The organism is Bordetella genomosp. 10 (genome assembly GCF_002261225.1).
Lineage (GTDB): Bacteria > Pseudomonadota > Gammaproteobacteria > Burkholderiales > Burkholderiaceae_B > Bordetella_C.
Map to the genome: position 1 here is coordinate 2,639,522 of NZ_NEVM01000005.1, position 20,897 is coordinate 2,660,418.

At 60.6% G+C, this 20,897-nt stretch carries 27 protein-coding genes and 1 tRNA gene; 10 read left to right on the forward strand and 18 right to left on the reverse strand.

All coding sequences use genetic code 11. The features are described 5' to 3' along the window. Nucleotides 1-27: 27 nt before the first annotated feature. The 8 genes from CAL29_RS27965 to CAL29_RS28005 form a co-directional block, all read right to left on the reverse strand. A complete protein-coding gene (locus CAL29_RS27965; RefSeq protein WP_094856144.1) occupies nucleotides 28-1,302 on the reverse strand; it encodes a phage major capsid protein in 1,275 nt (424 codons plus the stop codon). A gap of 4 nt (nucleotides 1,303-1,306) precedes the next feature. Further along, complete coding sequence (locus CAL29_RS27970) at nucleotides 1,307-2,173, reverse strand: head maturation protease, ClpP-related (protein WP_094856145.1); 867 nt, start codon at nucleotides 2,171-2,173, stop codon at nucleotides 1,307-1,309. After that, complete coding sequence (locus CAL29_RS27975) at nucleotides 2,139-3,341, reverse strand: phage portal protein (protein ID WP_444979154.1); 1,203 nt, start codon at nucleotides 3,339-3,341, stop codon at nucleotides 2,139-2,141. Before CAL29_RS27975 ends, CAL29_RS27970 begins: the two co-directional genes overlap by 35 nt. Nucleotides 3,342-3,412: 71 nt before the next feature. After that, a complete protein-coding gene (locus CAL29_RS27980; RefSeq protein ID WP_094856147.1) occupies nucleotides 3,413-5,125 on the reverse strand; it encodes a terminase large subunit in 1,713 nt (570 codons plus the stop codon). Next, nucleotides 5,126-5,449, reverse strand: a complete 324-nt coding sequence (locus CAL29_RS27985) for a hypothetical protein (RefSeq protein ID WP_094856148.1) — start codon at nucleotides 5,447-5,449, stop codon at nucleotides 5,126-5,128. 399 nt (nucleotides 5,450-5,848) lie between these two features. Beyond that, nucleotides 5,849-6,097: a hypothetical protein gene (locus CAL29_RS27995; RefSeq protein ID WP_094856150.1), complete on the reverse strand. Its 249-nt coding sequence runs from the start codon at nucleotides 6,095-6,097 to the stop codon at nucleotides 5,849-5,851. Continuing rightward, the gene (locus tag CAL29_RS28000; protein WP_094856151.1) at nucleotides 6,094-6,411 is read right to left on the reverse strand and encodes an HNH endonuclease signature motif containing protein; all 318 of its coding nucleotides are present in this window, start codon (nucleotides 6,409-6,411) and stop codon (nucleotides 6,094-6,096) included. The genes CAL29_RS27995 and CAL29_RS28000 overlap by 4 nt, the downstream gene beginning before the upstream one ends. Before the next feature lie 76 nt (nucleotides 6,412-6,487). Further along, nucleotides 6,488-6,562, reverse strand: a tRNA-Arg gene (locus CAL29_RS28005). A 405-nt stretch (nucleotides 6,563-6,967) separates the two neighbouring features. Here CAL29_RS28005 and aqpZ point away from each other — a divergent pair. Beyond that, entirely contained in the window at nucleotides 6,968-7,690 is a 723-nt protein-coding gene (gene aqpZ / locus CAL29_RS28010) for an aquaporin Z (RefSeq protein ID WP_094856152.1), read from the forward strand. A gap of 192 nt (nucleotides 7,691-7,882) precedes the next feature. On the opposite strand, the gene CAL29_RS28015 is transcribed toward aqpZ, so the two are convergent. The 8 genes from CAL29_RS28015 to CAL29_RS28045 form a co-directional block, all read right to left on the reverse strand. Continuing rightward, a complete protein-coding gene (locus CAL29_RS28015; RefSeq protein ID WP_094856153.1) occupies nucleotides 7,883-8,473 on the reverse strand; it encodes a hypothetical protein in 591 nt (196 codons plus the stop codon). After that, the gene (locus CAL29_RS28020) at nucleotides 8,470-8,877 is read right to left on the reverse strand and encodes a hypothetical protein (RefSeq protein WP_094856154.1); all 408 of its coding nucleotides are present in this window, start codon (nucleotides 8,875-8,877) and stop codon (nucleotides 8,470-8,472) included. Before CAL29_RS28020 ends, CAL29_RS28015 begins: the two co-directional genes overlap by 4 nt. Before the next feature lies 1 nt (nucleotide 8,878). Continuing rightward, entirely contained in the window at nucleotides 8,879-9,232 is a 354-nt protein-coding gene (locus CAL29_RS32355) for a DUF7696 family protein (RefSeq protein ID WP_444979155.1), read from the reverse strand. Nucleotides 9,233-9,375: 143 nt separating this feature from the next. Continuing rightward, complete coding sequence (locus CAL29_RS28025) at nucleotides 9,376-10,281, reverse strand: PriCT-2 domain-containing protein (protein WP_094856155.1); 906 nt, start codon at nucleotides 10,279-10,281, stop codon at nucleotides 9,376-9,378. Next, nucleotides 10,278-11,828, reverse strand: coding sequence for a DEAD/DEAH box helicase (locus CAL29_RS28030; protein ID WP_094856156.1), 1,551 nt, complete (start codon nucleotides 11,826-11,828; stop codon nucleotides 10,278-10,280). The genes CAL29_RS28025 and CAL29_RS28030 overlap by 4 nt, the downstream gene beginning before the upstream one ends. Next, complete coding sequence (locus CAL29_RS28035) at nucleotides 11,821-12,954, reverse strand: hypothetical protein (RefSeq protein ID WP_094856157.1); 1,134 nt, start codon at nucleotides 12,952-12,954, stop codon at nucleotides 11,821-11,823. Before CAL29_RS28035 ends, CAL29_RS28030 begins: the two co-directional genes overlap by 8 nt. Continuing rightward, nucleotides 12,951-13,145: a hypothetical protein gene (locus tag CAL29_RS28040; protein WP_094856158.1), complete on the reverse strand. Its 195-nt coding sequence runs from the start codon at nucleotides 13,143-13,145 to the stop codon at nucleotides 12,951-12,953. The genes CAL29_RS28035 and CAL29_RS28040 overlap by 4 nt, the downstream gene beginning before the upstream one ends. Continuing rightward, the gene (locus tag CAL29_RS28045; RefSeq protein ID WP_218831906.1) at nucleotides 13,138-13,374 is read right to left on the reverse strand and encodes a helix-turn-helix domain-containing protein; all 237 of its coding nucleotides are present in this window, start codon (nucleotides 13,372-13,374) and stop codon (nucleotides 13,138-13,140) included. The genes CAL29_RS28040 and CAL29_RS28045 overlap by 8 nt, the downstream gene beginning before the upstream one ends. Nucleotides 13,375-13,443: 69 nt before the next feature. Here CAL29_RS28045 and CAL29_RS28050 point away from each other — a divergent pair, with 69 nt between their 5' ends. The 3 genes from CAL29_RS28050 to CAL29_RS31455 all read left to right on the forward strand — a co-directional run bounded on the left by CAL29_RS28050 (nucleotide 13,444) and on the right by CAL29_RS31455 (nucleotide 15,953). Further along, the gene (locus CAL29_RS28050; protein ID WP_094856159.1) at nucleotides 13,444-14,487 is read left to right on the forward strand and encodes a S24 family peptidase; all 1,044 of its coding nucleotides are present in this window, start codon (nucleotides 13,444-13,446) and stop codon (nucleotides 14,485-14,487) included. 124 nt (nucleotides 14,488-14,611) lie between these two features. After that, entirely contained in the window at nucleotides 14,612-15,478 is an 867-nt protein-coding gene (locus tag CAL29_RS28055) for a DUF6731 family protein (protein WP_094856160.1), read from the forward strand. Nucleotides 15,479-15,482: 4 nt separating this feature from the next. Further along, the gene (locus CAL29_RS31455; RefSeq protein WP_179284206.1) at nucleotides 15,483-15,953 is read left to right on the forward strand and encodes a hypothetical protein; all 471 of its coding nucleotides are present in this window, start codon (nucleotides 15,483-15,485) and stop codon (nucleotides 15,951-15,953) included. A 124-nt stretch (nucleotides 15,954-16,077) separates the two neighbouring features. On the opposite strand, the gene CAL29_RS28060 is transcribed toward CAL29_RS31455, so the two are convergent. Together CAL29_RS28060 and CAL29_RS31460 are read right to left on the reverse strand one after the other, a co-directional pair. Further along, the gene (locus CAL29_RS28060) at nucleotides 16,078-16,455 is read right to left on the reverse strand and encodes a hypothetical protein (protein ID WP_094856161.1); all 378 of its coding nucleotides are present in this window, start codon (nucleotides 16,453-16,455) and stop codon (nucleotides 16,078-16,080) included. Beyond that, a complete protein-coding gene (locus CAL29_RS31460; RefSeq protein WP_143277762.1) occupies nucleotides 16,445-16,867 on the reverse strand; it encodes a hypothetical protein in 423 nt (140 codons plus the stop codon). Before CAL29_RS31460 ends, CAL29_RS28060 begins: the two co-directional genes overlap by 11 nt. Nucleotides 16,868-17,683: 816 nt before the next feature. On the opposite strand from CAL29_RS31460, the gene CAL29_RS28065 reads away from it, so the two are divergent. From CAL29_RS28065 to CAL29_RS28090, 6 genes are read left to right on the forward strand one after another with little or no spacing between them, the layout of a single operon-like run. Further along, nucleotides 17,684-18,388: a hypothetical protein gene (locus CAL29_RS28065; protein ID WP_094856162.1), complete on the forward strand. Its 705-nt coding sequence runs from the start codon at nucleotides 17,684-17,686 to the stop codon at nucleotides 18,386-18,388. Further along, the gene (locus tag CAL29_RS28070) at nucleotides 18,381-18,671 is read left to right on the forward strand and encodes a hypothetical protein (RefSeq protein WP_094856163.1); all 291 of its coding nucleotides are present in this window, start codon (nucleotides 18,381-18,383) and stop codon (nucleotides 18,669-18,671) included. Before CAL29_RS28065 ends, CAL29_RS28070 begins: the two co-directional genes overlap by 8 nt. Beyond that, nucleotides 18,668-18,946, forward strand: a complete 279-nt coding sequence (locus CAL29_RS28075; protein ID WP_143277763.1) for a hypothetical protein — start codon at nucleotides 18,668-18,670, stop codon at nucleotides 18,944-18,946. Before CAL29_RS28070 ends, CAL29_RS28075 begins: the two co-directional genes overlap by 4 nt. Continuing rightward, nucleotides 18,946-19,770: a BRO-N domain-containing protein gene (locus tag CAL29_RS28080; RefSeq protein WP_094856165.1), complete on the forward strand. Its 825-nt coding sequence runs from the start codon at nucleotides 18,946-18,948 to the stop codon at nucleotides 19,768-19,770. The genes CAL29_RS28075 and CAL29_RS28080 overlap by 1 nt, the downstream gene beginning before the upstream one ends. Beyond that, on the forward strand, nucleotides 19,767-20,264 hold the full coding sequence (locus CAL29_RS28085; protein ID WP_094856166.1) for a hypothetical protein: 498 nt from the start codon (nucleotides 19,767-19,769) through the stop codon (nucleotides 20,262-20,264). The genes CAL29_RS28080 and CAL29_RS28085 overlap by 4 nt, the downstream gene beginning before the upstream one ends. Beyond that, on the forward strand, nucleotides 20,261-20,893 hold the full coding sequence (locus CAL29_RS28090; RefSeq protein WP_094856167.1) for a hypothetical protein: 633 nt from the start codon (nucleotides 20,261-20,263) through the stop codon (nucleotides 20,891-20,893). Before CAL29_RS28085 ends, CAL29_RS28090 begins: the two co-directional genes overlap by 4 nt. Nucleotides 20,894-20,897 lie beyond the last annotated feature (4 nt).

Below are 20,897 nucleotides of genomic sequence, written 5' to 3' on the forward strand. Positions count from 1 at the left end.
CAAACGAGCCCAAGAAACCCCTTGGTTTTAGGCGCTCATCACCATCGCGCGCATCGGTTCCGGGTTCTGCACGCCGCCGCCCACGCGTTTGGTCGTGTAGAACGACACATACGGCTTGTTGGTGTACGGGTCGCGCAGCACACGCACACCCACCCGATCCAGGATCAGATAGGTGCGGCGGAAATCGCCGAACAACAGCGGGATGGCATTGGCGGCCACATCCGGCATATCGGGCACTTCCGTCACCGGGAAGCCGGCCACAGTGGCGGGCTGACCGGCCACGAAGGATGGCTGCCACAGGTAGTTACCCTGGCCGTCCTTCAGCTTGCGGACCGCGCCCTGAGTCTTGCGATTCATGGCGAAACGAGCATTGGCGGTGAACGCGGAAGGCAGGTCGTAGATGATGTCCACGATAGCGTCGGACGTGATCCCGTTCGGCGCGCCCGAGCTGACAGTCGTAATGGCGCCGAACGGGTGCTTGGCCGCGTTGGCACCACCGGTGACATAGGTCAGAATGCCAAACGGCTTATTGGCGCCGTCACCGGCGATGTACGCCATGCCCTCCTGCTTGGAAAACTCGGTCTGCACTTCGCCGGCCAGCCACGCCTCCAGATTGATCGCGGCGTCATCGAGAATCTGTTGCGTCGCCGCGGGGTTCGCATAGATTTCCCCCCAGCCGAAGCCCAGCGACGCGAACGTGCCGGTGCCGGTATTGGGGCGGGGGGCCGTTTCACCAACCCAGCCGGAAGCGGTGCCGCCCATGTTGAAGAGCTTGCTGAAGCCCGCACCCGTGACCGGCTGCACCTGGGCCAACTGGCGCATCGGCGATACCTCGACCAGCTTGTCGGTGATCGTGCGATCCCACTCGACGGGCGCGAGATAGCCGCCCTGGTCATCGGCGCCCTTGTTCAGCGCCGACTGGACATCGCCCTTCTTGAAGTGCGCCTGGAATGCCTCGCTGTATTCGGCGTCCTTCAGGCGCCGGCCGGCGGTGCCCGCGCCCATTTCGGACGCCGCGATCTTGGTGTTGGCTTCATCGACAGCCTTTTGCAGGCGGTCGATATCGGCGTTGATATTCTCGACCTTCAGCGCCTGGAGGGCATCGTGGGTACCCTTCTTGACTTCTTCGAGCTGCTTCCCATGCTCTTCCTTGAAGTCGGCAAAGGCCTTGTTCAACTGCTCGATGAGCGCCTTGACGTCGCCGGGCCCTTCGGCACGGACATACACGATGCCGCGCGGAACGAAGCCGGTGGTGGGCATAAAAAAGGCCGCGAGAGCGGCCAAGATGGGTTTGGATTGCATGGATTTAACCTCGCAGAGTATTGAGAGTGTTTCGCAGCAGGGCTGCAACGTCTTCGCCAGCGCTCGGCGTGGCAGAACCGGCAGCGCCAAGCGTGCCGGGGTCGGCAGCGCTCGGCTTGCCGGAAAACAGGGCTTTGAACGCGTCACGCCGGGACGAGCGACTATGACCAGCTCGTGCCATGGATGCCTCGATCGACGCCATTGCGCGGCGGTATTCGCTGCTGGCATGCGCGGCATGCGTCGCCGCGCCGGCTTCCAGCAATCCCGTCGCAAATCCATCCTCGACAGCTTGTTCCGCACCGATCCAGGTTTCTTTGTCCATCAGCGCGGACGCTTGGGCTTTGGTGATCCCGGATCGGCTGGCATAGACGCCGGCCATGGCATCGTCAAAGGGCGCCAAGCTCGCAGCAGCGGCGGCTAGATCATGGCGATTTCCAATCGCAACGGCCCAGGCGTTATGGATCATCAGGAATGACCCGTCTCCCATCAGAATCTCGTCGCCCGCCATTGCGATGACGGAGGCGGCGGAAGCTGCCAGGCCCATTACCTTGACCGTTACCTTCGCCTTGTGTTCGCGCAGTGCGTTGTAGATCGCCACCCCCTCGAAGAAATTCCCACCGGGAGAGTTGACATTGACCGTCACGTCACGCGTGCCGATGGAGCGTAGAGCTGCGCTGATGCGCTTAACCGTGACGCCGGAGCCGTCCCAGGCCTCGCCGATGGAGTCGTAGATTGAAATGGTCGCGTCGTCATCGGCCGCCGCGGCGCGCACTTGCGGTTGCCACCGCTCCAACGCATCCGGCCGGAGGTCGAAGTCAGCGGCGCCCAGCCGGAAGTCAGCCCGGATTTCGGGAAGTTGCAGCAGGCTCATTGGTGGGTCCTTTCTGTGTCATGGGGTTGCGCAACTTATCGGCATCCGGGTCACTGGACCGCGGGTAGTCCTGCAATTCGCGCACTTCGTTTTGCGTGTTCCAGGGCGCTTGGCCGCCAGCGCCAAGAGCCTTCGCGAAGAAATCGGCCTGGTCTTTTAAGGTTCCTCGCAGCAGCGCCCGCTCGTTGAACTTGGCCGTTAGATAGTCCATCTCGTCTTCTTCCAGCAGCACCCTCATGACGGCCTGCTCCCACGCGGTGAACCAGTATTGCAAACCGTATTGCACGAAGAAGATTCCAAGCTGCTCGATGCCGGAACCCCAACTGGTGTCGTCCATCATCAAAAGCGGACGAGGCACACCAAAGGCTCGGGCTACCTCTTCAATTTGGGCGTTTCGGTTCTCGATGTGTTGCGCGTCCTGAGCGGTGCTCGCAAACCTATTTGCCGTGGCCCCCTCTTCCAGCAACATCCATCGCTGAACATTCTCCGCGCCGGCGAAATCCTCATCCAACGAACTCCGCATGCGGCCGTATGCTTGGTCGGAAAGCGCCTTGGGCACTTCCACGGCCCCGCCTGCCATGTTCCCGGTCTGGAACACGCGCTGTGCGGCGCGTTCGGCATCCTGAGCCAGCCGTATCGCATCGCGCGCCAGGCGCATACGCGCCATTCCCTCTACGCCATCCAACGAAAGATCGCGCAGGTGGAAGATGTCGCGCGTGCCCAACACCAGCATTCCGCCATCCGGCCGCGTATATTCGTATTCCACCTTCCAGCCGGACACAAGGCGCGGTACCACCGTCCCACGTTCCAGCGGGATCATGGCGATGGGGCGGCCTGCGGACCAGACGACGCGCGCATATGCGTTGCCGTCCATCAGGGCGTGCAACTGCATCTGCGACTTCCATTCAAAGGGCGTCTGCCAGCTATTCGGCTTCAGCTTCAGGAGACGGTAGCCAGGATGCCCCTTCGCCAGCGCCTTGCTATCGTCGTTGTGCAATAAGTTCAGCGGCAGCATGCCGATGGATGTCGAAATGAGCGACACACAGCGCAACGCGGCCATGTTGCGCAACGAATTCATGCGCGCGCCGTAATCACCACTCCGGATGTATTCCAGAAGCGTCGGGTCGTCCAAGCCTTTGAACGCTTGTCCTGCGCTCTGCTGGGCCATCACCGACGGGCGAGTCTCCGCGCTCGGCGCAGTCGTCCGCCGAAATAGATCAAAAAATCCCATTGGTGCCCTTAAATGAAGCGGATTCCCCGCGTCTCGTATACAGAGCTGCCGCTTGCTTCCGGATTCAGTGCCATCAGGCTGGCCGCATTCAACAGTGCCATCAGCGGATCGATCTTCGCCGTACCGCTGGCCTGCTTGGTGATGAGGATGGAATTCGCTCGCGGCTCGATCCTGGCGTTGCTGACGCACCAGGCCATCAGGGGCTGACCGCCGTGCAGCAGCGTGCCGTCCGCAAGCTTTCGTTCCATCATTTTTATGGTGCCGCCCAACTTCCAGCCCTGCGAGACACCGACGATTAGCCCAGCGGGCACGCCCGCGTCGGCGAGATCCTCATCAAAGTTGATTCCGCTGGGGTCTACACCGACTGCGTTTGCATCGGGGAACAGGCCGGCATCGTGGATCCTACTCACGATCTTGGCCAGCTCTTGCACGTCCTGGCCAATTCGCTCCACGATCACCAGATCTCCGGCGGTCTGAAGATCGCGCAGTTTCGGTGCTATTTCCTTTCGCCGCTCCAGGACGGTGGGGTGCGCCCAGCCGCGGCCCCAGGCCAACCAGTTGCCCGTACCGCGTTCCCGCCCGACGGCCGCGGCGCCGAGCAAGTCGTCCAGCCCACCGCCGTCAATCCCGAAGGTAACAACCTCCGAACGCGCCAGCAGCTCGTCGAACGTCACCCATTCGCGCACCTGGGCCTGCCAGTGGTCGGCGCCCGCCCAGCGGTCAGATCGCAACGCGAGGCCAATCTCGACATTGAGATGCTTTGCGAGGAACTGCTGAAAGGCACCATCTGTCCGGGCGCGCAGCAACTTCAGTTGGTCCTCAAGCCACTCGGCGCTCACCGATCGGCCGATGTTTGGATTGGTGATGTAGAAGTTCGCCGGGCTCAGGTACGCCTTGGACGCCAACATGTCGTCAGGGAACTCGTATAGGATTCCCAACGTCTTCGGGTCGAGCACTTCGCCGTTTCGCACCGAACGCCAGTAGGACAGCTTCTCCTTGAAAACGCCGGCGGGGGAATCGTCGCTTTGCGTGGTGAGATAGATAACCCATCCCTCGTCGCGGGAGATCTGGCCACCCAGCGCCTCGAGGAACATCGCCACCGCGTTTGAGCGCTTGCCAAACAGCCATAGCTCGTCGACGAGTATTCGGCCGGCTTTCTTACCCGAAACCGTATCGGTGTCCGCCGCTACGACCTTCAAGGTGTTACGCGTCACCCGATGCGTGATGGTCCGAATATGGTCCTGGATTTGGAACATGTCGGCCAGCTCCTCGTCCGCGCGGATCATCGCCGCAGCAGGCTTGAAACTGTTATCTGCGACTTCCTTGGTCGGCGCGAGGATCAGATGTTCCTCTTCGTTTCTCCAACAGATGATCACGGCGGTCAACATAATGCCGGCGGCGATCGTCGATTTCGTGTTTTTCTTGCTTATCAGCAGTCCATATTCACGAATGAGCTGCTTGCCGGTTGCTGCGTCATAGGCGCCGAAGATGGCCCGGACAAAATCGAAAACCCACTCCTCGGAGCACTCGCCGAACGTTGGGGCGCGCCAGGCCTGTATGTCTTCGTCGTAGATCTTCGGCAAGTCGACGACCTTCAACTGCTTGAAAATCGCCAGCGCGTGCTCAGCCTGCTCCGGGAAGATAGGCGGCGGGATAATCGATTCGCGCGCGCGCAGTCGGTCCGCCCAGTCAGGGCAAGCAGTACTCCAAGTCGGGAGCATTTACTGCACCGTGCGAGGCGGCGGCGCCGTAGGAGCGAACCGCCCGCCTGTGGTGGCGGTAGCCGCGGCGGCGTTCTTGGCGCCCTTCTTGCCCTGCTCGCCGATTCGGCCATGGACAAACGGCAGCGCCGCCTTCGCGGCATCAACTCGCAATTTCCCGTCGGCCGTGTCGTCCTTCCACACGCTCTTCAGGAATTCGAGCGGGTCGTCCGAGGCCTTGGCCAGCAGCAATATGGTCGGCCCTTTGGGCGGACGGCCGGCGCCTGGCCGCTTGCCGCCGGAATTGGCGCGCGGGCCGCCGCTCTTACCCTTGACACCTGCCATTTGCTGATTGCCTTTCCATTTGCTGATTAATCGATACGGGGATATTTTCTGCGCGTGAGGGAACTGGCGGTTTCCAGCCCGAGGGGCCGCCCGGGTTTCGACCCCCCCCACCCCCTAGGCCCCGGAGGGCTCCCCCGAAACCGCCCCCGCAGGCCCCTCCTGAGGTCGCTCAGGACGCTTTCTAAGGCGCGACCAGCGCGCGCCATCACCAGAATCTCAAACGCCTCCTACGCCCTTCTATCGCGTCGACGCGGATCGCCTTTCGGATCCACCTACTTGCCTTGTCCAGGTCGGGGGGCAAGCCGGTCAGTCTGCTGGTCAGCGCCACGCCGAGCAGGTACCAGCGCAACCACCATGCGATACGCACGCGCAGCGTGACCTGGTAACCGAGGGAGGCCATCACACCCACCCTGGCGCCTCGGGCATCGCCTGGGGCATGTGGTCATCGATGATCTCGACGCGGACGTCGTGCCGGATGCCGGTGCTGGTATCTCGGCTGGAGTGGTAAGCGTGCCAGGTCACGCTGGCCGCATCGAGGTTGACGCCGACCTTGTGGGCAACCACCTCGGCGATGAGGCGGTGAACTTCGGCTTCGTCCACGGTGACGGAGTGGATATCGCGGTGCTGTTTGTTGGTATGGACGTTCATCGCTTCTGCCTGTGTCCAAGGTCGTCGGCCGTCTTCGCCGCGTGACAGCCATCGGCGCCGGCGCATAGGATCTGGCAGTTGTCGTCCGTGTCGGCGCCGCCCTGGTGCAGCGGCACCTTGTGGTCCAGCTCGAAGCCCTGGGGGAACTCGGTGAGCTTGCCGCAGTTGGCGCAATAGGGACACGCGGACCACAGGCGCAGGCGCCGGGCCTGCAGCTTCCGGCCGGTCATGCGCTGCTCGGACGGCGACGGGGCGATGGCGCGCCGCGGCTGCGCCACAACGGCGCGCGGCTTCAGCATCGCGTATTTGGCCATGAGGGGAGATTCCTTGGATGGATAAGGAGGCGCGCTCCTGCCGCCGTTTCCCGACAGTGACACGAGTGGAGTCACATGGCGCGCCTGGATGGAATCGAACCACCATCGCGAGGTTCGTAGCCTCGAATCCTGTCCATTGAACGACAGGCGCACTTAGCCCCCGCTCCCACTGGTCTGCCGCCTCGAGCCTTCCTGTCACCCTGGGGAGGAGAGGCCCATTTGACGTGGGGCGAAGCGGCAGACCGGTGAAAGCGAAGAGCCCCGGCTGCATATTCCCACCCGGGGCACTGTGACACGTTTATTGAGAGCCAAAAGCAATTCTTGGCGCCGTGAAGATGTTAGCAAACGTAAACCATTTCTCAGCGAGGGAATGAGATTGATCTCCCCCGAGCCTCTGCCGCTGCGACATTCAGAAATGGCGCCACAACTCTAAAGATGAGCGGCCCAGACTCACTTAATTACAGGAATAACGCCGGAGAAAAGGTTGCCAAGGCTCATCTCCTGATTTATAGATGAGCAGCAATTTTCTTCACCAATCCAACTTAGGAGTTCACGAATGGCCTTGGCCAAGAAGTTCATCGCGGAGTTTATCGGTACGTTCTGGCTCGTGCTAGGCGGATGCGGCAGTGCGGTGTTAGCAGCCCATGTGGCCGGGAGTGATGGGTATCCATTCGGAATCGGATATGCGGGAGTAGCCCTAGCCTTTGGCTTGACGGTCCTGACGGGCGCCTATGCTTTCGGCAGCGTCTCGGGTGCGCATTTCAATCCAGCCGTCAGTTTCGGACTATGGGCCGGCGGGCGCTTTGCCGGGAAAGACCTGATTCCCTACGTGATTGCCCAGGTATTGGGAGGCCTTCTCGCTGGATGGGTGCTATACCTGATCGCTACCGGCAAGTCGGGTTTTGCAATTGATCCTTCGGCTCCCGGCGCCTTCGCCTCCAATGGATATGGCAGCCGGTCGCCCGGTGGCTTTTCGCTTGGCGCTGCATTCCTGACGGAAGCTGTACTTACCGGCATGTTCCTGGTCGTAATCATGGGCGCAACGCACAAGACCGCCGTGGCTGGATTCGCGCCGATCGCAATAGGACTGGCGCTGACGCTGATTCACTTGATAAGCATTCCCGTAACCAATACTTCGGTAAATCCGGCTCGTTCGACGGCTGTCGCCCTGTTCGCCGGGTCCGGAGCCTTGGATCAACTGTGGCTGTTCTGGGTGGCCCCGATCATCGGGGGTGTCATCGGTGGTGTGATTTACCGCGCCCTCAATAGCAACGACTAGACCTGCGCTGTCACCCGGGTGTAATAGCGTCATCCGGGTGACAGGCGGTTTTCCAAGCCTGGTTCGGCCCCCGTCAAGAAATGCAGAAGCCCCGGCCAATGGCTCGGGGCTCTGGACAGACTTCTGACGAAGTCCAATGACGCGTATTTTGACGTGCTTTTTATTCAGCGTCAAAAAAATCTTTGGTCGGCGTTATTCGATAAATCCCCCGCCTCGGAGTATGCCCTCGGCGCGCTCGAAGGCGATCTGTTCGACTCCCTGGATGGGCGCTGTATCGGACTTCGTCTTACGGGCACCCCTAAGCCAGGGCACCACCAGCGAGTTGGCACGACTTACGCTTGATAGGCTGACGCCGTGGTTACCGGCCAACTGCTCAAGGCCCGGCGTGTTGCCCTCGTAATATCGCTGGATGAGCGCCGCCAGCAGCGGACCACGGATGCTCGGCATATCGACCGTGGGCGAGGCGGCGCCCGCCAGTTCCCGCAAAGCCGCTTGCCAGTCCTCGCGCGGAACCTGCTGGTTGCAACACGGGCAACGGCGCTGGCGAGGCGCATACCGTGCGCGCAACGCGGCCAACTGCAGCTTCGTCAGCCCCTTGGTCAGCATATCGAGCGCGGTCGCCTTCTCGGCGCCGCCATCGGATCCGCCGAACTCCGGAACGTCGGCCAGTCGCTTGTCCGCCAGCCGTGCCGAAGCAGGCCGGGCACCGCCATGGCGCTCGTCGTTGAAGGCGTGGACAATCGCCGCCGTCGGCGTCTTGAAGGGGAATTGCGTATCCGTCATGCCATGCTCCCGCTATAGGCCGGTTCATTTTCCTGGCTTCCGCCAGCGATGCGGATCCAAGCCGCGAGCTGGATGCGGCCCTCACGGCCATGACGCGGATTGGCAGACCACCCGGCGATGAAGTAGTCCCGCTCATCCGAGGGTAGCCGCGATAGGTGCAAGCCCAACAGCCGGTCAAGCACCGGACGATCCGACAGCGCAACACCCCCACGGCACCGCCAGCAGCGGCAAGGGGGATGCACCACGCGCACCCAGAGATCGCCCTCAGCAATCCGATGCCCAACGAGTGACGCCGGCTGCCGCGACAATTCGCCGGCAGCGCGTAGTTCCTCGTCAACCTGCTGTTCCAGCACCTCTAGCCAGTCACCTGCCTGGGACACGGCGATTTCCGTTACTTCCTGCATCTCATACACTCCTTGCCTTGGTTTTGCCGGCCGCCGCGGCCTTGATCGCCTTGTGCTGCTTCAAGATTTCTGCCTCCAGATCCCGCCTGCCCACTTCGCCGCGCTGGCGCTGCACCAGTTCGAGATACGGCTTTCGAGCGCCGAACGGCTGGGCCAGAACCCAACGGGCCTCGCATTCCCGTCTGTGTTCTTCTGTAGATGTGTCAGTTCTATTCACTACTTCCTTACGTTGTCGCATTTGCTGCCGGGTCGGTTCGGCGGGCTCCGGGCAAAGCACCCCCCAGCCCCGCCGAAGCGGGAACCGGTGGATGCTCGTGTTGTCTGCCGAGTTCGGACAGGCTGGGACACGTTGCATTAGCCTCAGACTATTCAGCGGTATCGCTGCCCCGGCGCGCTCTGAGGAACTACCACCCCACGCTTGCCCTGCCGGTCGTTCTTGGCTCTCGGTGCGCTGTCGCTCGGCGGTTGCCCCTCCCTATTCAGCGCCCACGTATCGGCCTACATGACCATCCCCCGTAGAAGGTGGGCCAGTGCCGGCAAGCCGCTCCTCATGTGCATGTCGTTCGCGTCATCGCCGACCGTGGGCGGCATGACCCACGGCAAGCCCGTAGACACGGCGCACTTCCGGCCCGTGTCGCTTTCGTCGTTGTCGGCGACCACATACCTCGGCCCCCGCAGCAGGCCGGCTACATGTGCCAGATTCCCAGCGGAGAAGCACACGCAAACGCGCACGGTTCGATATAGAAGCTTGAGCGCGGCATGCACACTCAAGCCCGTGGCGAAGCCCTCCACGAACCACGTTTCCGATCCTGATCCGATCATGAACGCCGAACCCTTTGTCGTTCCCTTCGGCAAGAACTTCTTCGTCCCGTCAGATGCGATCCATTGCAGACTGGTGATCTGCCGGTAGTCCAGGACGCTGCGCATCGGAATGACTAAACGCCCGTCGTAATCCAGCAGGCGTTCTTCCTGCGGTAACCCCTTGGCAACGAGATAGGGATGTCTGCCGACCTGGCACTTGCTGATGATGTCCTGGGCGGTCCGTGCTGCGGCAGCACGTTGCTCACGATCCCGGCGCGCCTCCTCGATGTCCTCTTGTGTTTTGCGCCGAGGCAATGCAGGGCGCTCGACTATCGTCCTTTGCGACGGCTCCCAGCCATTGCGAATCGCCGCTGCAAACAGCGTTCTTATCGTCGTTCCGCCATACGCTTTGACCGACTTCCATACCGCACGGGCGTCGTTCGCCCGGTAGCTGCGTTCGTCGCGCTGGCTCCAGTCGTTCCAGATGTCAAAGCCGGCTTCACCAAGCTCTGACTTAACCGCCATCGCCATGCGCACCCATTCATCCCGATCTATGGGCGGGATGTAGCTCAGGGCCGATCGAATCTCTTGCGTATCGGTCATGCGGCCCTCTTGGTTTCGCCATGGGCTTTGCGGATGGCGTGATAGGCCGCGCGCTTCCTGATGTGATCCCTTAGCCACTCGCTGGGCGGCTCTGCAATACCTTCCGAGTAAGGGACGCGGGAGAACCTACCGTAAAGATCCATGTGATTTCGCTGCGCAAAGCGCCGGGCTGCATCGTGATCGTCGCCCTTCTTCTCACGGGCCAGGCCGCATAGTTGGCGCCATATCGCGGCGGCATCAGCCAGTTGGGCATCCTTGTCGCTCGACTTGGCGGCCTTCTGCGGCTTGACCGCCTCCAGCACGCCGGGTAGCGCGATGACCGTGTTGTGCTTGACCTGCTCCTTTCCGCAGATGGGACACTGGCTCATGCGCTGCTGAAAGATGTACCCACAAGAGCACGTCCACGCCTTATGCTCGGCTTCGGTCGGCTCTCGACGGACCTGCGAGTCTTTCTTTATGCCGTCGTCCAGCGACGTCAGCCCGCGTTCGAACAAGTCGGTCATGTCCGCCAGAAAGCGAACATAGTTCCCGCTATGGTCAAGCCACAGCGCGTAGTCTTTGCCCGGCGACTTGCGCATCACCCTGCCCAATTGCTGTATGTGCTTGGACAGGCTTTTTCGGTACGGTCGAGCCGATATGCCGCAGCGGATGTCCGGCACGTCAAAGCCTTTCGTAAAGACCTCGCATGCGACCAGACCAACGATGCTGCTGTCCGGCTTGCGGAACTCGGCAATCAGCGCCTCGCGTCGGTCTTCGTCCTTATCCTTTGAGCTTATCTGCTGGAAATTGAAGCCCAAGGCCTGAAACTGCCGGCAAAGCTCCTGGCCGTGTGCAATGGATGCTGCGAAGACCAGCGTTTTGACTGGGCCGCCAAAATGCTGCAACGTCTTATGCCGCCATTCAGACACCACGTCCCCCACGATCTTCAGGGCGCGACCCGCGACAACCTTCTCGTTCCATTCGCCGGTGCCAGCCATCTGATCGGTCATGTCGATCTGCTTGGCGGCGTAGGGAACGATGGGCGCCAACTCTTTCAACTCAAGTAGCTGGTTCGTGGTGCAGACGTTCACCAGGTTGCCATAGATCGCTCCTAGCCCCTTTGCGAAGGGTGTGGCCGTCAGGCCAATGACCTTAACTTTTTCGTTGCTCTTGATGAACTGCGTGATCAAGGCACGCGTATCGTGGCATTCGTCCACGATCAATAGCTTCGTGTCAGGGAAGTAGCCTTGCGCCTCAAGGGTCTGCGCCGAGCAGACTTGAACAAGCTCGTCATTGTTGCGCGGGACGCCGGACCGGATGATCCCGTGACTGATCCCGTAAGAACTCAACGTTTTACTGATCTGGCTCACCAGAGACACGCGGTCGACGATGAATGTACTGGGCGTTCCCTTGGCCGCGGCAAGCTTCAAAAGGCTCGCCGCGAGGACGCTTTTCCCGAACCCTGTGGGCGCCATGAGAAGCTGTTTGCGATGCCCAGACGCAAAGCCTTCCCGCAGTGCATCGACAGAGGGCAATTGGTAGTCTCGGAGAACCAGAGGCTTAACCACGTGCCTTGCCCCCCTTGTTCATCCGCTTGAGCTTGATGTTTTCTTCATTCAGACGGCTATTCGCCTGCATCAAATCGTCGCGGATGACCTCTACGGCGCGCAGCTTCTCTTGCAGGGTACGCAGTTGATCGACCGCGCCGGGATCTACAGCCGCGCGCAGTTCGGCGTTCTCGCGCTCCAGGCGCTCGACCTCGGACCGAAGCGCTTCCAGTTGATCGTCGGCATCATCCTCGACCAAGCTTCTGCATCGATCGGCGATCTGCCGCAGATACGCGTATTCGTCCTCGTCGGGGCCACCCTCGCCTAGGTCTTCAATGGCGGAAAGCAGCGTTCGAGATGCCCAGCAGAAATGGGACTGAGGCAACCCCATGGCCTCTTCCAGATCCTGGCGGCGTGCCTCTTTCACGCCTTTCGGCTTGGCGCGTTTCTGCGCCTTGGCCGCTTTCTTGATCGCGGCCGGACCAGCGGCGGCCAGCGCAACCTGTTTTTCCTTCGACAGGTTAGAGATGGCTTCCGCATCTTTCAGCGAAATCTCGTCTTTCTTCGTGCTGTTCTGGATTTCCGGGATAGCGTCTCGCAAGACCTTCTTCGCTTGCTTAACTGTGCGTGTGCTATAGCCCCCGCCCTGTGCGATCTCGGCTGCTGTTTTCCTCGCCTTCTCGACGCCATCCGATAAATGGGCACCGGGTGCCCTTTTTTCTGTTTCCTCGTCGGCGCCATCCGACAAATCTGCACCGGGTGCGGGATTGTCCGAGGGGTCCGCGAACTGCGGGAACGGCGCAGTAACGATGCCGGCTTTGTTCACGGTAGGCCGCCCGCGCGAGAACCAGTCCCACAGTTCGGCCTCGATCAGCGCCCACGCCCCGACGCTCAGATGCCGACGCTCCTTGTTCTGCGCTTTGACGAAATCGAACGGATCAACATCGGCGGCCAGCTCGACCTCAGGGCACGGCATGCCCAGGTCCTGCGCCGCGCAATACCGGTGCCATCCGTCCAGCACCATCCCCTCGTACAGGGTGATAGCGTTCTGCACGCCGATGTTCTCGATGCTGTCTTTCAGGGACTGGAATTCGTCCGCCCCCATCGGGGGGAACGCGGCAGACAACGGATGTTGCTGGTACGTCATGCGCGGCCCTCCCCCATAGAGGCACGCCGGCGCGCCCGCTTCTTCAGGCCAGCATCAAAGTCCTTGATCCACCACCGGAGCGACCAGCGGCGCCAGGGGAACCAGACGCCCGCCAGCAGCACCGCGGCGAAGGTCAGCAGCCAAGTGATGGCGGCTACCGCCAGGAGGATGGGATAGGAGATGTCAGGCATGATTGCGCCCCGCTGCGGGCGGCCCCATCGTCTGGGACGGCAACATGGAGCCCTCCCACGCTTGATAGACATCCGGCCGATGGGATCGGAAGAATCTCTTCCATCCCTTGGGAATTCCATTGATTCGCCATTGCGAAACGGCCCCCGTCGTCAGTTCGCAGAGTTCAGCGACTTCGACCGTTCCGCCGAGAGCGTCGATAAGTTTGGAATCATGGATTTTTTGACTCATGGCTAAATCTTAGATGACTAAGAGTTAATATGCAAGCCACCTAAGATTATTTTTGTTTAGCATACTAAGATGACCTTCCAGGAAAGAATCCAACTCGCGTTTAGCGAAGAGGCGGCCCGCCGTGCGGCCGCTGGTGAGCCACGCCTTACGAAAACCGAGATTTGGAAGGCTGCAGGCGCATCGTCCGGGGCGGCCACCCACTGGTTTAATGGATCGAATGGAGCCGACCTAGCGACCTGCATGAAGATCGCAGCGAAGCTACGAGTAGATCCATACTGGCTCTACGATGGCTCGGCACCTAAGAAATCACACGGAAGGAAGGACGCGGCCAGTGCGCAGACAACTATGCGGGAGTGGCCTTTTCAGACCATCGCAGAGGATGAAATCCGTGCCCTCCCCCCTGCGCAACTCAACTCGTTGGAGGGCGCCATAGCCCTCGCCATCGCCCAACTGAAGCTCGGCATCAAGGTGGCGCCCTCTTCGGCACCACGGCCCGCGCCTTCCCACGGCGGCCTTGTCGACATCGACGCCATGGACGACCCGTTCCCTATGCGTATCCCAGGTACACCTGCGCCGTGGGATGGTGGCAAGACAACGCTACAGGCAGAGCGCGAGCAGGCTCAGTTCTCCGCTGGCCGGATCTTGGTGAACGTGACGGCGGGCGAGCCGCCGGCGGCCAACGACAAATTCGAGAAGGTGCCGGAGCTGGCCGACGTGCGCCTGGCAGCCGGCCATGGCATCGAGAACGACAACGAGCTGGCGAACGGAATGATCCAGTTCCGCCGGTCGTTCCTGCGCTCGGTCGGCGCAGACGGCGGCCGCGGGCGCGTGGTGTATGCAAAAGGCGACAGTATGGAGCCGGTCATCAAGGACGGCGCCGCGCTGCTCGTCGTGCCCGACGAAGGCCTGACCATGCGCGACCTGGTGGTAGGCGGCATCTATGCGATCAACTACGACGGGAAGATGATCGTGAAGGCGCTGGCTAAGGATCGCTTAACCGGCCACTGGGTGGCGCGGTCGCTCAACTCGGCGAAGTACGCGGACATCCCGCTGGAAGGAGATGTCTCCGTCCGCATCCTAGGCCGTGTGGTGTGGGCGGGGGTGAGGTTGTGAGTTGAGCAGTGGGGTGGGTGCGGGGTTGTTGTGAGGTCGTTCCCCAAGGGCGGCCAAGCAATGTCTTTGTATCAAAGAAAGAATAAATCGTTCTAACCGATTCTAAGAACTTTAGGAGAGCGTGGTGGCGTCTCAGAAATTCAAGCAATTCAAAGTCGATTTCTACGTTGTGACTCTCGACCAAGATCGCACCACGAGTGTGTTGAAAGACATGCTTTCCGCAGCAGATGGGATCACGGATGCTCTGACGCTCAATGCCGGGGAAGATGAGCATTTTCAGATTAGGTCCATCGTGTCGATCAACAAGGGGATGGCATATAAAGCAGTGTTCGGTCGGTGCCGCTTCGGGGAGACCCCAGAACAAGGGGCAGTCGATGGAAGAGAAGCGGACGTTGAGTTGAAGCCGGGACACGGTCTGGTGGAGAAGAACTACTTCTTGTTTTTTCCGGAGACGAATCTCGTCGTGTATCAACGAAACTCGTCCGGCAGTCACTATTCGAAATTTCAGCGATACCTCGGTCGGGCTTCCGGCCACGACGGCGTCACGTTTGAGCCGATCCTGACATCCGACTCTTACGAGCGGCTGCTTACGCCAGGCGTCCAGGCTAAACGTGTAGATATATCGTTCCAGCAGCCGAAAGATCCATCCTTATATCGACAGGCGTGGACAAAAGATGCAATCCGACTAGTGAACTCGGCTGGTGGGGTCACCGCAAGAATAACTATTGGGGTCGGAAGGACCCACGGTAAACTACTTTCTCAGGCCAAAGATGCGGCCGTCATGCTTGCCCGAGCAGGGCTAGCGAAAGTAGCAAGGGTGAAGGTTGAGGAGCAGAACGAGCCTATCGACCTTATCGCAGACCGAGTAGTAGAAACTGCGCAGGCTCTCATTGGCGATAACGGCCGACCAATTCCGGAGATGGTTTATGCAGCTCTTGATCGAGCGAAGACCAAGCGGAAGAAGGATCTCGATACTTTCTTCGGCACGTAAGCCTATGACGATATTTCGGCTCATTGCATTCGTGCTCTCATGTCTGGCGCCGTACGCATTGGCCAAGCTGGGTCCTTCAGCGATCTCCGCTGCAGACCTGCGGTCGAATTTGAGCACCCTTGTGGGAGCCGCATCTGCCCTATTGGGCTTCCTCGTTTCGGCTGGAGCATTGCTCTATGCTGTAGCGAACACCACTCTGGCCAGGAACCTGCAGCGCACGGGTCACTTTCAGGCGCTGCTCTCTGACCTTTATGTCTGCGCTTCCGCATATTTCGTTGCGCTAGGCATCAGCGTCGCCAGCCTTTTTATTCCCACTACTGCAATAGCCTCCACGCGATTCTCTTTATTGGAAGTAGCGGTGGCTGTTGTAGTCTTCAGCAACTCGTTCGCATATCTTCTACTGATCCCTCTTGGGCGCAAGATGTGGCTTTTGCTGTCGAATATCCAGCCAGAAAACCCAGGACGTCTGGAGTAAGTTGGCGCGACTCCTGCCAATACGATCCTTGTCACCATGCCCGCCCCGCGCGGGCTTTTTTGTGGGTGGGGTGAGGTTGGGGAAGCAGCAGATTTACAGAAGGCCAAGGCCCTGCGACGAACTGCTAGGGATTCTTGTCAATCCAGTCATGCTCTCCGCAGACCCGCAAGTACGCCTCGCCATTTTCGATAGTGAAGCTTGCCTTGTACTTATCGTCTGCCGATATATGAAAGGTATAGACTTTAATTTTCTTGTTCGGATCCAGCATCGAAGCTACCGTCTTGCTGCTCAGCGGGTGCAAATGAAGCTTCGCGGGAGCCTCGCTGACCTTCAAGAATAGTAGTTGTCGAATTCGATCTTTGGCCTCGTCAGGGTATTTGCCTTTCAGTTTTTTGAGCCCGCGCCCGAACTGCACACTGATCCTTATGCCTGTGATAACAAGACCGCCGTCACCAGGCTCGGCTCCCGCATTTTCCTCAACCTCTTGAACCTTAGGCTTCATGGGACGAGGCAAGACGCTCCAAGAGATCCGTCAACTCTTTTTCTGAACTCGCGACATCACCGATGAGGCCCAGAAGCGGCGCATCGTGCTCGCCTATCTCCCATTGAAGACGGGTCACCACGTCTCGGCTGTCTAGAGCAATCTGCCGCAACCTTGTCGCAGACTGTCGGACATCAGGAAGCGTTTCTCTCGTAGAAAGATCTATCTTCTCGACGCGATCTGCTGTCGCCGACAGGGAGGCAATCACTGCATCCAACGATTCATCTATTACGCCCCGAGGATCCAGCACCTCGTCTGGCTCGGCTACTCTCACCGCCGACCGAACTCGCTCATAGTCGAGCGCAATCGATGCGATCGATTCCGCCGCCGCATCGAAATTGCGACGCAAGCTCCGCGTAAAGACGAACTTCATCCCACGAAGAACCAGTCGTTCTAGGGGGCTAGGCAAACGCCTTATCGTAGATATACGGTTTACGCGCTTCCCTGCGTCAGCTAGACGGCGAGAAGCTGCATCCAATGCAGTGCTGAGTACGAGAGTCGACATGCTCCACCTCCCTTCTAACTTCGCCTCCCCCGACGGCTATCGCGAAGAGTCACTACCAGATCGCTAGGAAGTTGGTCTCCCTAGGATCCGGCCGAGCGCCGAAACGCCCGAAATATCAAGTGTAGTTTAGCGTTTAGCCGCCCCATAACACAAGCATCGCTTGGGCGCTAGAGGTATTCGCCGCCAGTTATGCCCAGCGCTGGCGCTACACTCCCCCATCCCTACGAGAGAGAAGAAGATGGGGGATAGCCAATGAGGGGGCGCCTGGGAGCATCTCGGCTCCACGTGGGGCTGAGATGCATCCAACCCTGGCCACGATCTATCAAAGCGCCCCCCTCCTGCTGCTGAGCCGCCTCCGGGCGGCTTTTTAACGGGCTAACTGATGCCCCCGAGTTCTGAGATTCGGGCAGTACTGGGCCAAAAAATAATCTTAGTTGAGTAAGATTTCTATTGACCCACAATGCTTAGCCATCTAAGATTTCTCTAACCACGCCTCCATAGCGCTACGCAGTATCTGAAGATGGCGTGAAGCAGCACTCTTTCCCGTACCGCTGAGATGGCAACCCAGATGATTCACCTGTCGGTCATGCGGACAAAGCAAAGCCCCGGTTAGCGGCCGGGGCTTCACAGGGAGAACAGCGGTTAGCGGCCGCTGCCCTCAAATCGGACTATCTAGGAGAGATCATGTCCAATCGAAATATCCACCCGCAAGGCGCGGAGGGGACTTCTCACGCTCGCACTGTAGCAAAGCGTGTCAACACGGTCAAGCAGGGCCCAGTGCCCACGACTGCCAGCATCTCCACAGACGGCTTCGTGGCGGCCGAACAGTGGTATGCCGCCTTTCACGAAAAGGCCGAAGCGAAGCGGGGTTACTACTTTCGCTCCCAACTGCGTGAGGCATTCAACGCGCTACCCCAGGCGCAACGAGGCGATTTCCTCGACGCCATCGGCGCATTGCTCGTTGACTGGCGCGCGGTCGGCGGATGGCCGATTCCCGGCAAGAAAAACCTGCTGGAAAGCATTTCCCTGGGGCTCATGACGCCGGAGGAACAAGATCGCTGGCAATCGAGGGCGTACCCGCAAGAGGAGGATGGCGCCGCGCCGGCCGAGGGCGGCGAAAAGGCGCCCAGCGACGCCGAGCCGACGCAAGTGGCACCCGAGACCGAGCTGGACACACTGGGCGTTGCCATCGCCCGCCTTGATGAGATTACGCACGACCTTGATGGAGGTCACGTCGTCCTTGAAGCCATCAAGCGCTTGAGTAGTGACAAGGTGGTGCAGGATCTCGTCGAGCACGTTCTCGGCATCGTGTCGTACCAATTGTGCAGCATCGACGAATTGGTGACTGACTTGGCGCTCTATCGCCGCGCGGGAGGTGACCATGAATAACGTCACCATACCCCGCCACCCGCTGCTCGTCGCCCTGGAAGATGACGCGATGGTTTGGCTCGACGAGTCCAGCCAGAAGCTCTGCCAGTTGGCTACCCTGTTCGAAACCATCCGTGACTTGAGCCAGTGCACCGATCTGTCCGACACGAAGCGGCGGTGCCGCATCGAGGCCCTGGCAGAGCTGGGCCGGGCAGTGGCGGATGACTTCGCCGAGTTTGCGGGGACCGCGCACGACCGCGTTTCGGCCGTGGTTGCTGGCGTGAAGAAGGGGGATTTGCGATGACCACTCCCCGCAAGCCCTCTACCCCTGTGCTGCCGGACACCGCGGTCGCGGTGGACCGCGCGCTGCTTTCCTATTCGGTCGACTGCGCTTTCGCGCTGCGGGAGCAATTGGAAGTGATGCGAGAAATCATCGGCGTGCAGATTCACATGCCGACGATGACCAGCGATGCCGCGCTCGAACGCGTCAAGCAGATGGCGTTCCTTGCCTCCGTGACGCTGGACGAACTGGTGAACGTGATCGGCGAGCGGATGACCATCGAAGCGGAGGCCGCATAATGAGCCACCTCATTCCGTTCCAATTCGAAGGCCAAGACATCCAGGTCATGACGGACGCGCATGGTGAACCCTGGTTCGTGGCCAAGCAGGTTGCCAGCGTTCTCGGCTATTCCGACGCGGAGGCGATGACTCGCAGGCTGGACGATGACGAGAAGCAAAACCTACAGATCGTCGGTTTTGGACCTCGCGGCGTTACGCTCATTAGCGAGTCCGGCCTGTATGCGGCGATCATCGGCAGCAGTAAGCCCGAAGCGAAGCCGTTCAAGCGTTGGATCACGCACGACGTGTTGCCCAGCATCCGCAAGACCGGAGCGTATTTCTCGCCCTCGATGTCCAGACCGGAGCCGGCGCCGAAGCTGGTCGGCGAGTTGGCCATCATGGAGTGCTTTACCAAACTACTCCGGCCAGCGCCGTCATCTCAAGTCGCCATGCTGCAACACATCGGCAAGCGGCATTCTCTCGACACGTCGTTCCTGCCCGCCTACGTGGGCGACGCCGCGGTGGACGGACCGGCGGGCAGCAGCATGCCCACCGCGTCGCTGACCGCCTTGCTCAAGGAACACGGCATCACGACGAACGTTCCCGCCTATAACGCTCTGCTGCGCGACGCCGGCATGCTGGAAGAACGGACACGCGCGAGCAAGTCCGGTCCTGGCGGGAAGAAACACTTCTGGTCGATCACCGAACAGGGTCTTGCCTATGGCAAGAACATCACCAGCCCCGCTTCGCAGCGCGAGACGCAGCCTCATTGGTACGTCGACCGCTTCGCGGAGCTGCATCGCATCGTCACCGGTCGGCTGATCGGAAAGCGGGGTGAGGAATGAATAAAGCCACCGTCACCATGCTGCCCACCGCCGCCGCCGCGCCGGTCGTGAACCCGCGCACGCCTGGCCGGCGCCCGAAAAGCATAGCGTCGCTGCAGGCTGCTCGTGCCGCGCGCCAGGACCAGGCGCTGCCCGACGAGGTTCGCACCGTCGAGCCGCCGCCCGTCGTGAAGGGAAAGTTCAACTATCCGAAGTCGTTGTTGCGGCAGGCTTATTTCTGCCAAGGCGGGAACGGGACATGGCGCACGCCTGACATGCATCTACGCATGCTCGTGAGCGATAAATTCCTGTCCCCACTTGGCGCGCTACTGGACCAGATGGAGCAGGAAGGCCATAACGTCAGCGGCGCGCGGGCGGAATGGATGGCGTTTCGTGAGCTGGCAAAGGGACTGGAATGCAAGATCGTCGCGCTTGAACAGTTCGTAAGCAACATGCGCTTTGCCGATTCGCCTCTGGTCACTGCCTTCCTGCAGCACGGGAGAGACGGCCTATGAGCAACGCGCCCCGCCCTATCCCGCCGCGCACTTGGCACGCCATGCGCCGCGCGCGCGAAATCGAGCGCCACGATGCGCACTTCGCCGAGCTGACCGAGGTCAAGGCCCAGTTGCACCTGGAGCGCGCCCAGCGTGGCCGGCTCGAAGCCGCGTTGACCGAAGTCATCAAATCCCTGGAAGAAGGCTGGTCGCCCATGTCCGTTGCGCGCGAGGCGCGCATCGCCCTGGGCCTGCCAACTTTGCAGCATACCGAGGAGGCACAGCAGGCCGGCCACGAAACCGCAGGTCAGCCCGAAAAGTGCAGGTCCGACGAAAAAGCGCAGGCAGTGCAGGAGGCTCCGACCGACGAAGAATTGCTCGAAATCGGCAAGCTCATTGAGCAAGACATTGACCCCCGGTATGAGTTCCTGGACCAAGCTCGCGCGCTGATGGCTTTTGCCAGAGATGCGGCTCTCCAAGAAGCCTGCCGGGTCCTGGTCGACATCGACTTGTACCAACGGACTTACTCTTCGGGGTATCCGCGCCACAACCCTCGGGAAAAGCCTGCGGCCGCAGTCGTCGCCGAGGCCGTCGTCGCGATCAATGCCGCCCGGACACAGCGCGCCGGAAGTGGGGCCAGCGATGAATAAACCC

Bases quoted from the DNA above. Each gene is read 5' to 3' on its own strand.
- CAL29_RS28075 (WP_143277763.1), top strand. From the start codon at position 18,668: ATGACCACTCCCCGCAAGCCCTCTACCCCTGTGCTGCCGGACACCGCG.
- CAL29_RS28000 (WP_094856151.1), bottom strand. From the start codon at position 6,411: ATGGCCAAATACGCGATGCTGAAGCCGCGCGCCGTTGTGGCGCAGCCG.
- CAL29_RS28085 (WP_094856166.1), top strand. From the start codon at position 19,767: ATGAATAAAGCCACCGTCACCATGCTGCCCACCGCCGCCGCCGCGCCG.
- CAL29_RS28035 (WP_094856157.1), bottom strand. From the start codon at position 12,954: ATGACGTACCAGCAACATCCGTTGTCTGCCGCGTTCCCCCCGATGGGG.
- CAL29_RS28090 (WP_094856167.1), top strand. From the start codon at position 20,261: ATGAGCAACGCGCCCCGCCCTATCCCGCCGCGCACTTGGCACGCCATG.
- CAL29_RS28050 (WP_094856159.1), top strand. From the start codon at position 13,444: ATGACCTTCCAGGAAAGAATCCAACTCGCGTTTAGCGAAGAGGCGGCC.
- CAL29_RS28040 (WP_094856158.1), bottom strand. From the start codon at position 13,145: ATGCCTGACATCTCCTATCCCATCCTCCTGGCGGTAGCCGCCATCACT.
- CAL29_RS28025 (WP_094856155.1), bottom strand. From the start codon at position 10,281: ATGACCGATACGCAAGAGATTCGATCGGCCCTGAGCTACATCCCGCCC.
- CAL29_RS28015 (WP_094856153.1), bottom strand. From the start codon at position 8,473: ATGACGGATACGCAATTCCCCTTCAAGACGCCGACGGCGGCGATTGTC.
- CAL29_RS32355 (WP_444979155.1), bottom strand. From the start codon at position 9,232: ATGCAACGTGTCCCAGCCTGTCCGAACTCGGCAGACAACACGAGCATC.
- CAL29_RS27985 (WP_094856148.1), bottom strand. From the start codon at position 5,449: ATGGCAGGTGTCAAGGGTAAGAGCGGCGGCCCGCGCGCCAATTCCGGC.
- CAL29_RS31455 (WP_179284206.1), top strand. From the start codon at position 15,483: ATGACGATATTTCGGCTCATTGCATTCGTGCTCTCATGTCTGGCGCCG.
- CAL29_RS27980 (WP_094856147.1), bottom strand. From the start codon at position 5,125: ATGCTCCCGACTTGGAGTACTGCTTGCCCTGACTGGGCGGACCGACTG.
- CAL29_RS27965 (WP_094856144.1), bottom strand. From the start codon at position 1,302: ATGCAATCCAAACCCATCTTGGCCGCTCTCGCGGCCTTTTTTATGCCC.
- CAL29_RS27975 (WP_444979154.1), bottom strand. From the start codon at position 3,341: ATGGCCCAGCAGAGCGCAGGACAAGCGTTCAAAGGCTTGGACGACCCG.
- aqpZ (WP_094856152.1), top strand. From the start codon at position 6,968: ATGGCCTTGGCCAAGAAGTTCATCGCGGAGTTTATCGGTACGTTCTGG.
- CAL29_RS28020 (WP_094856154.1), bottom strand. From the start codon at position 8,877: ATGCAGGAAGTAACGGAAATCGCCGTGTCCCAGGCAGGTGACTGGCTA.
- CAL29_RS28045 (WP_218831906.1), bottom strand. From the start codon at position 13,374: ATGAGTCAAAAAATCCATGATTCCAAACTTATCGACGCTCTCGGCGGA.
- CAL29_RS27970 (WP_094856145.1), bottom strand. From the start codon at position 2,173: ATGAGCCTGCTGCAACTTCCCGAAATCCGGGCTGACTTCCGGCTGGGC.
- CAL29_RS28065 (WP_094856162.1), top strand. From the start codon at position 17,684: ATGTCCAATCGAAATATCCACCCGCAAGGCGCGGAGGGGACTTCTCAC.
- CAL29_RS27995 (WP_094856150.1), bottom strand. From the start codon at position 6,097: ATGAACGTCCATACCAACAAACAGCACCGCGATATCCACTCCGTCACC.
- CAL29_RS28060 (WP_094856161.1), bottom strand. From the start codon at position 16,455: ATGAAGCCTAAGGTTCAAGAGGTTGAGGAAAATGCGGGAGCCGAGCCT.
- CAL29_RS28080 (WP_094856165.1), top strand. From the start codon at position 18,946: ATGAGCCACCTCATTCCGTTCCAATTCGAAGGCCAAGACATCCAGGTC.
- CAL29_RS31460 (WP_143277762.1), bottom strand. From the start codon at position 16,867: ATGAAGTTCGTCTTTACGCGGAGCTTGCGTCGCAATTTCGATGCGGCG.
- CAL29_RS28070 (WP_094856163.1), top strand. From the start codon at position 18,381: ATGAATAACGTCACCATACCCCGCCACCCGCTGCTCGTCGCCCTGGAA.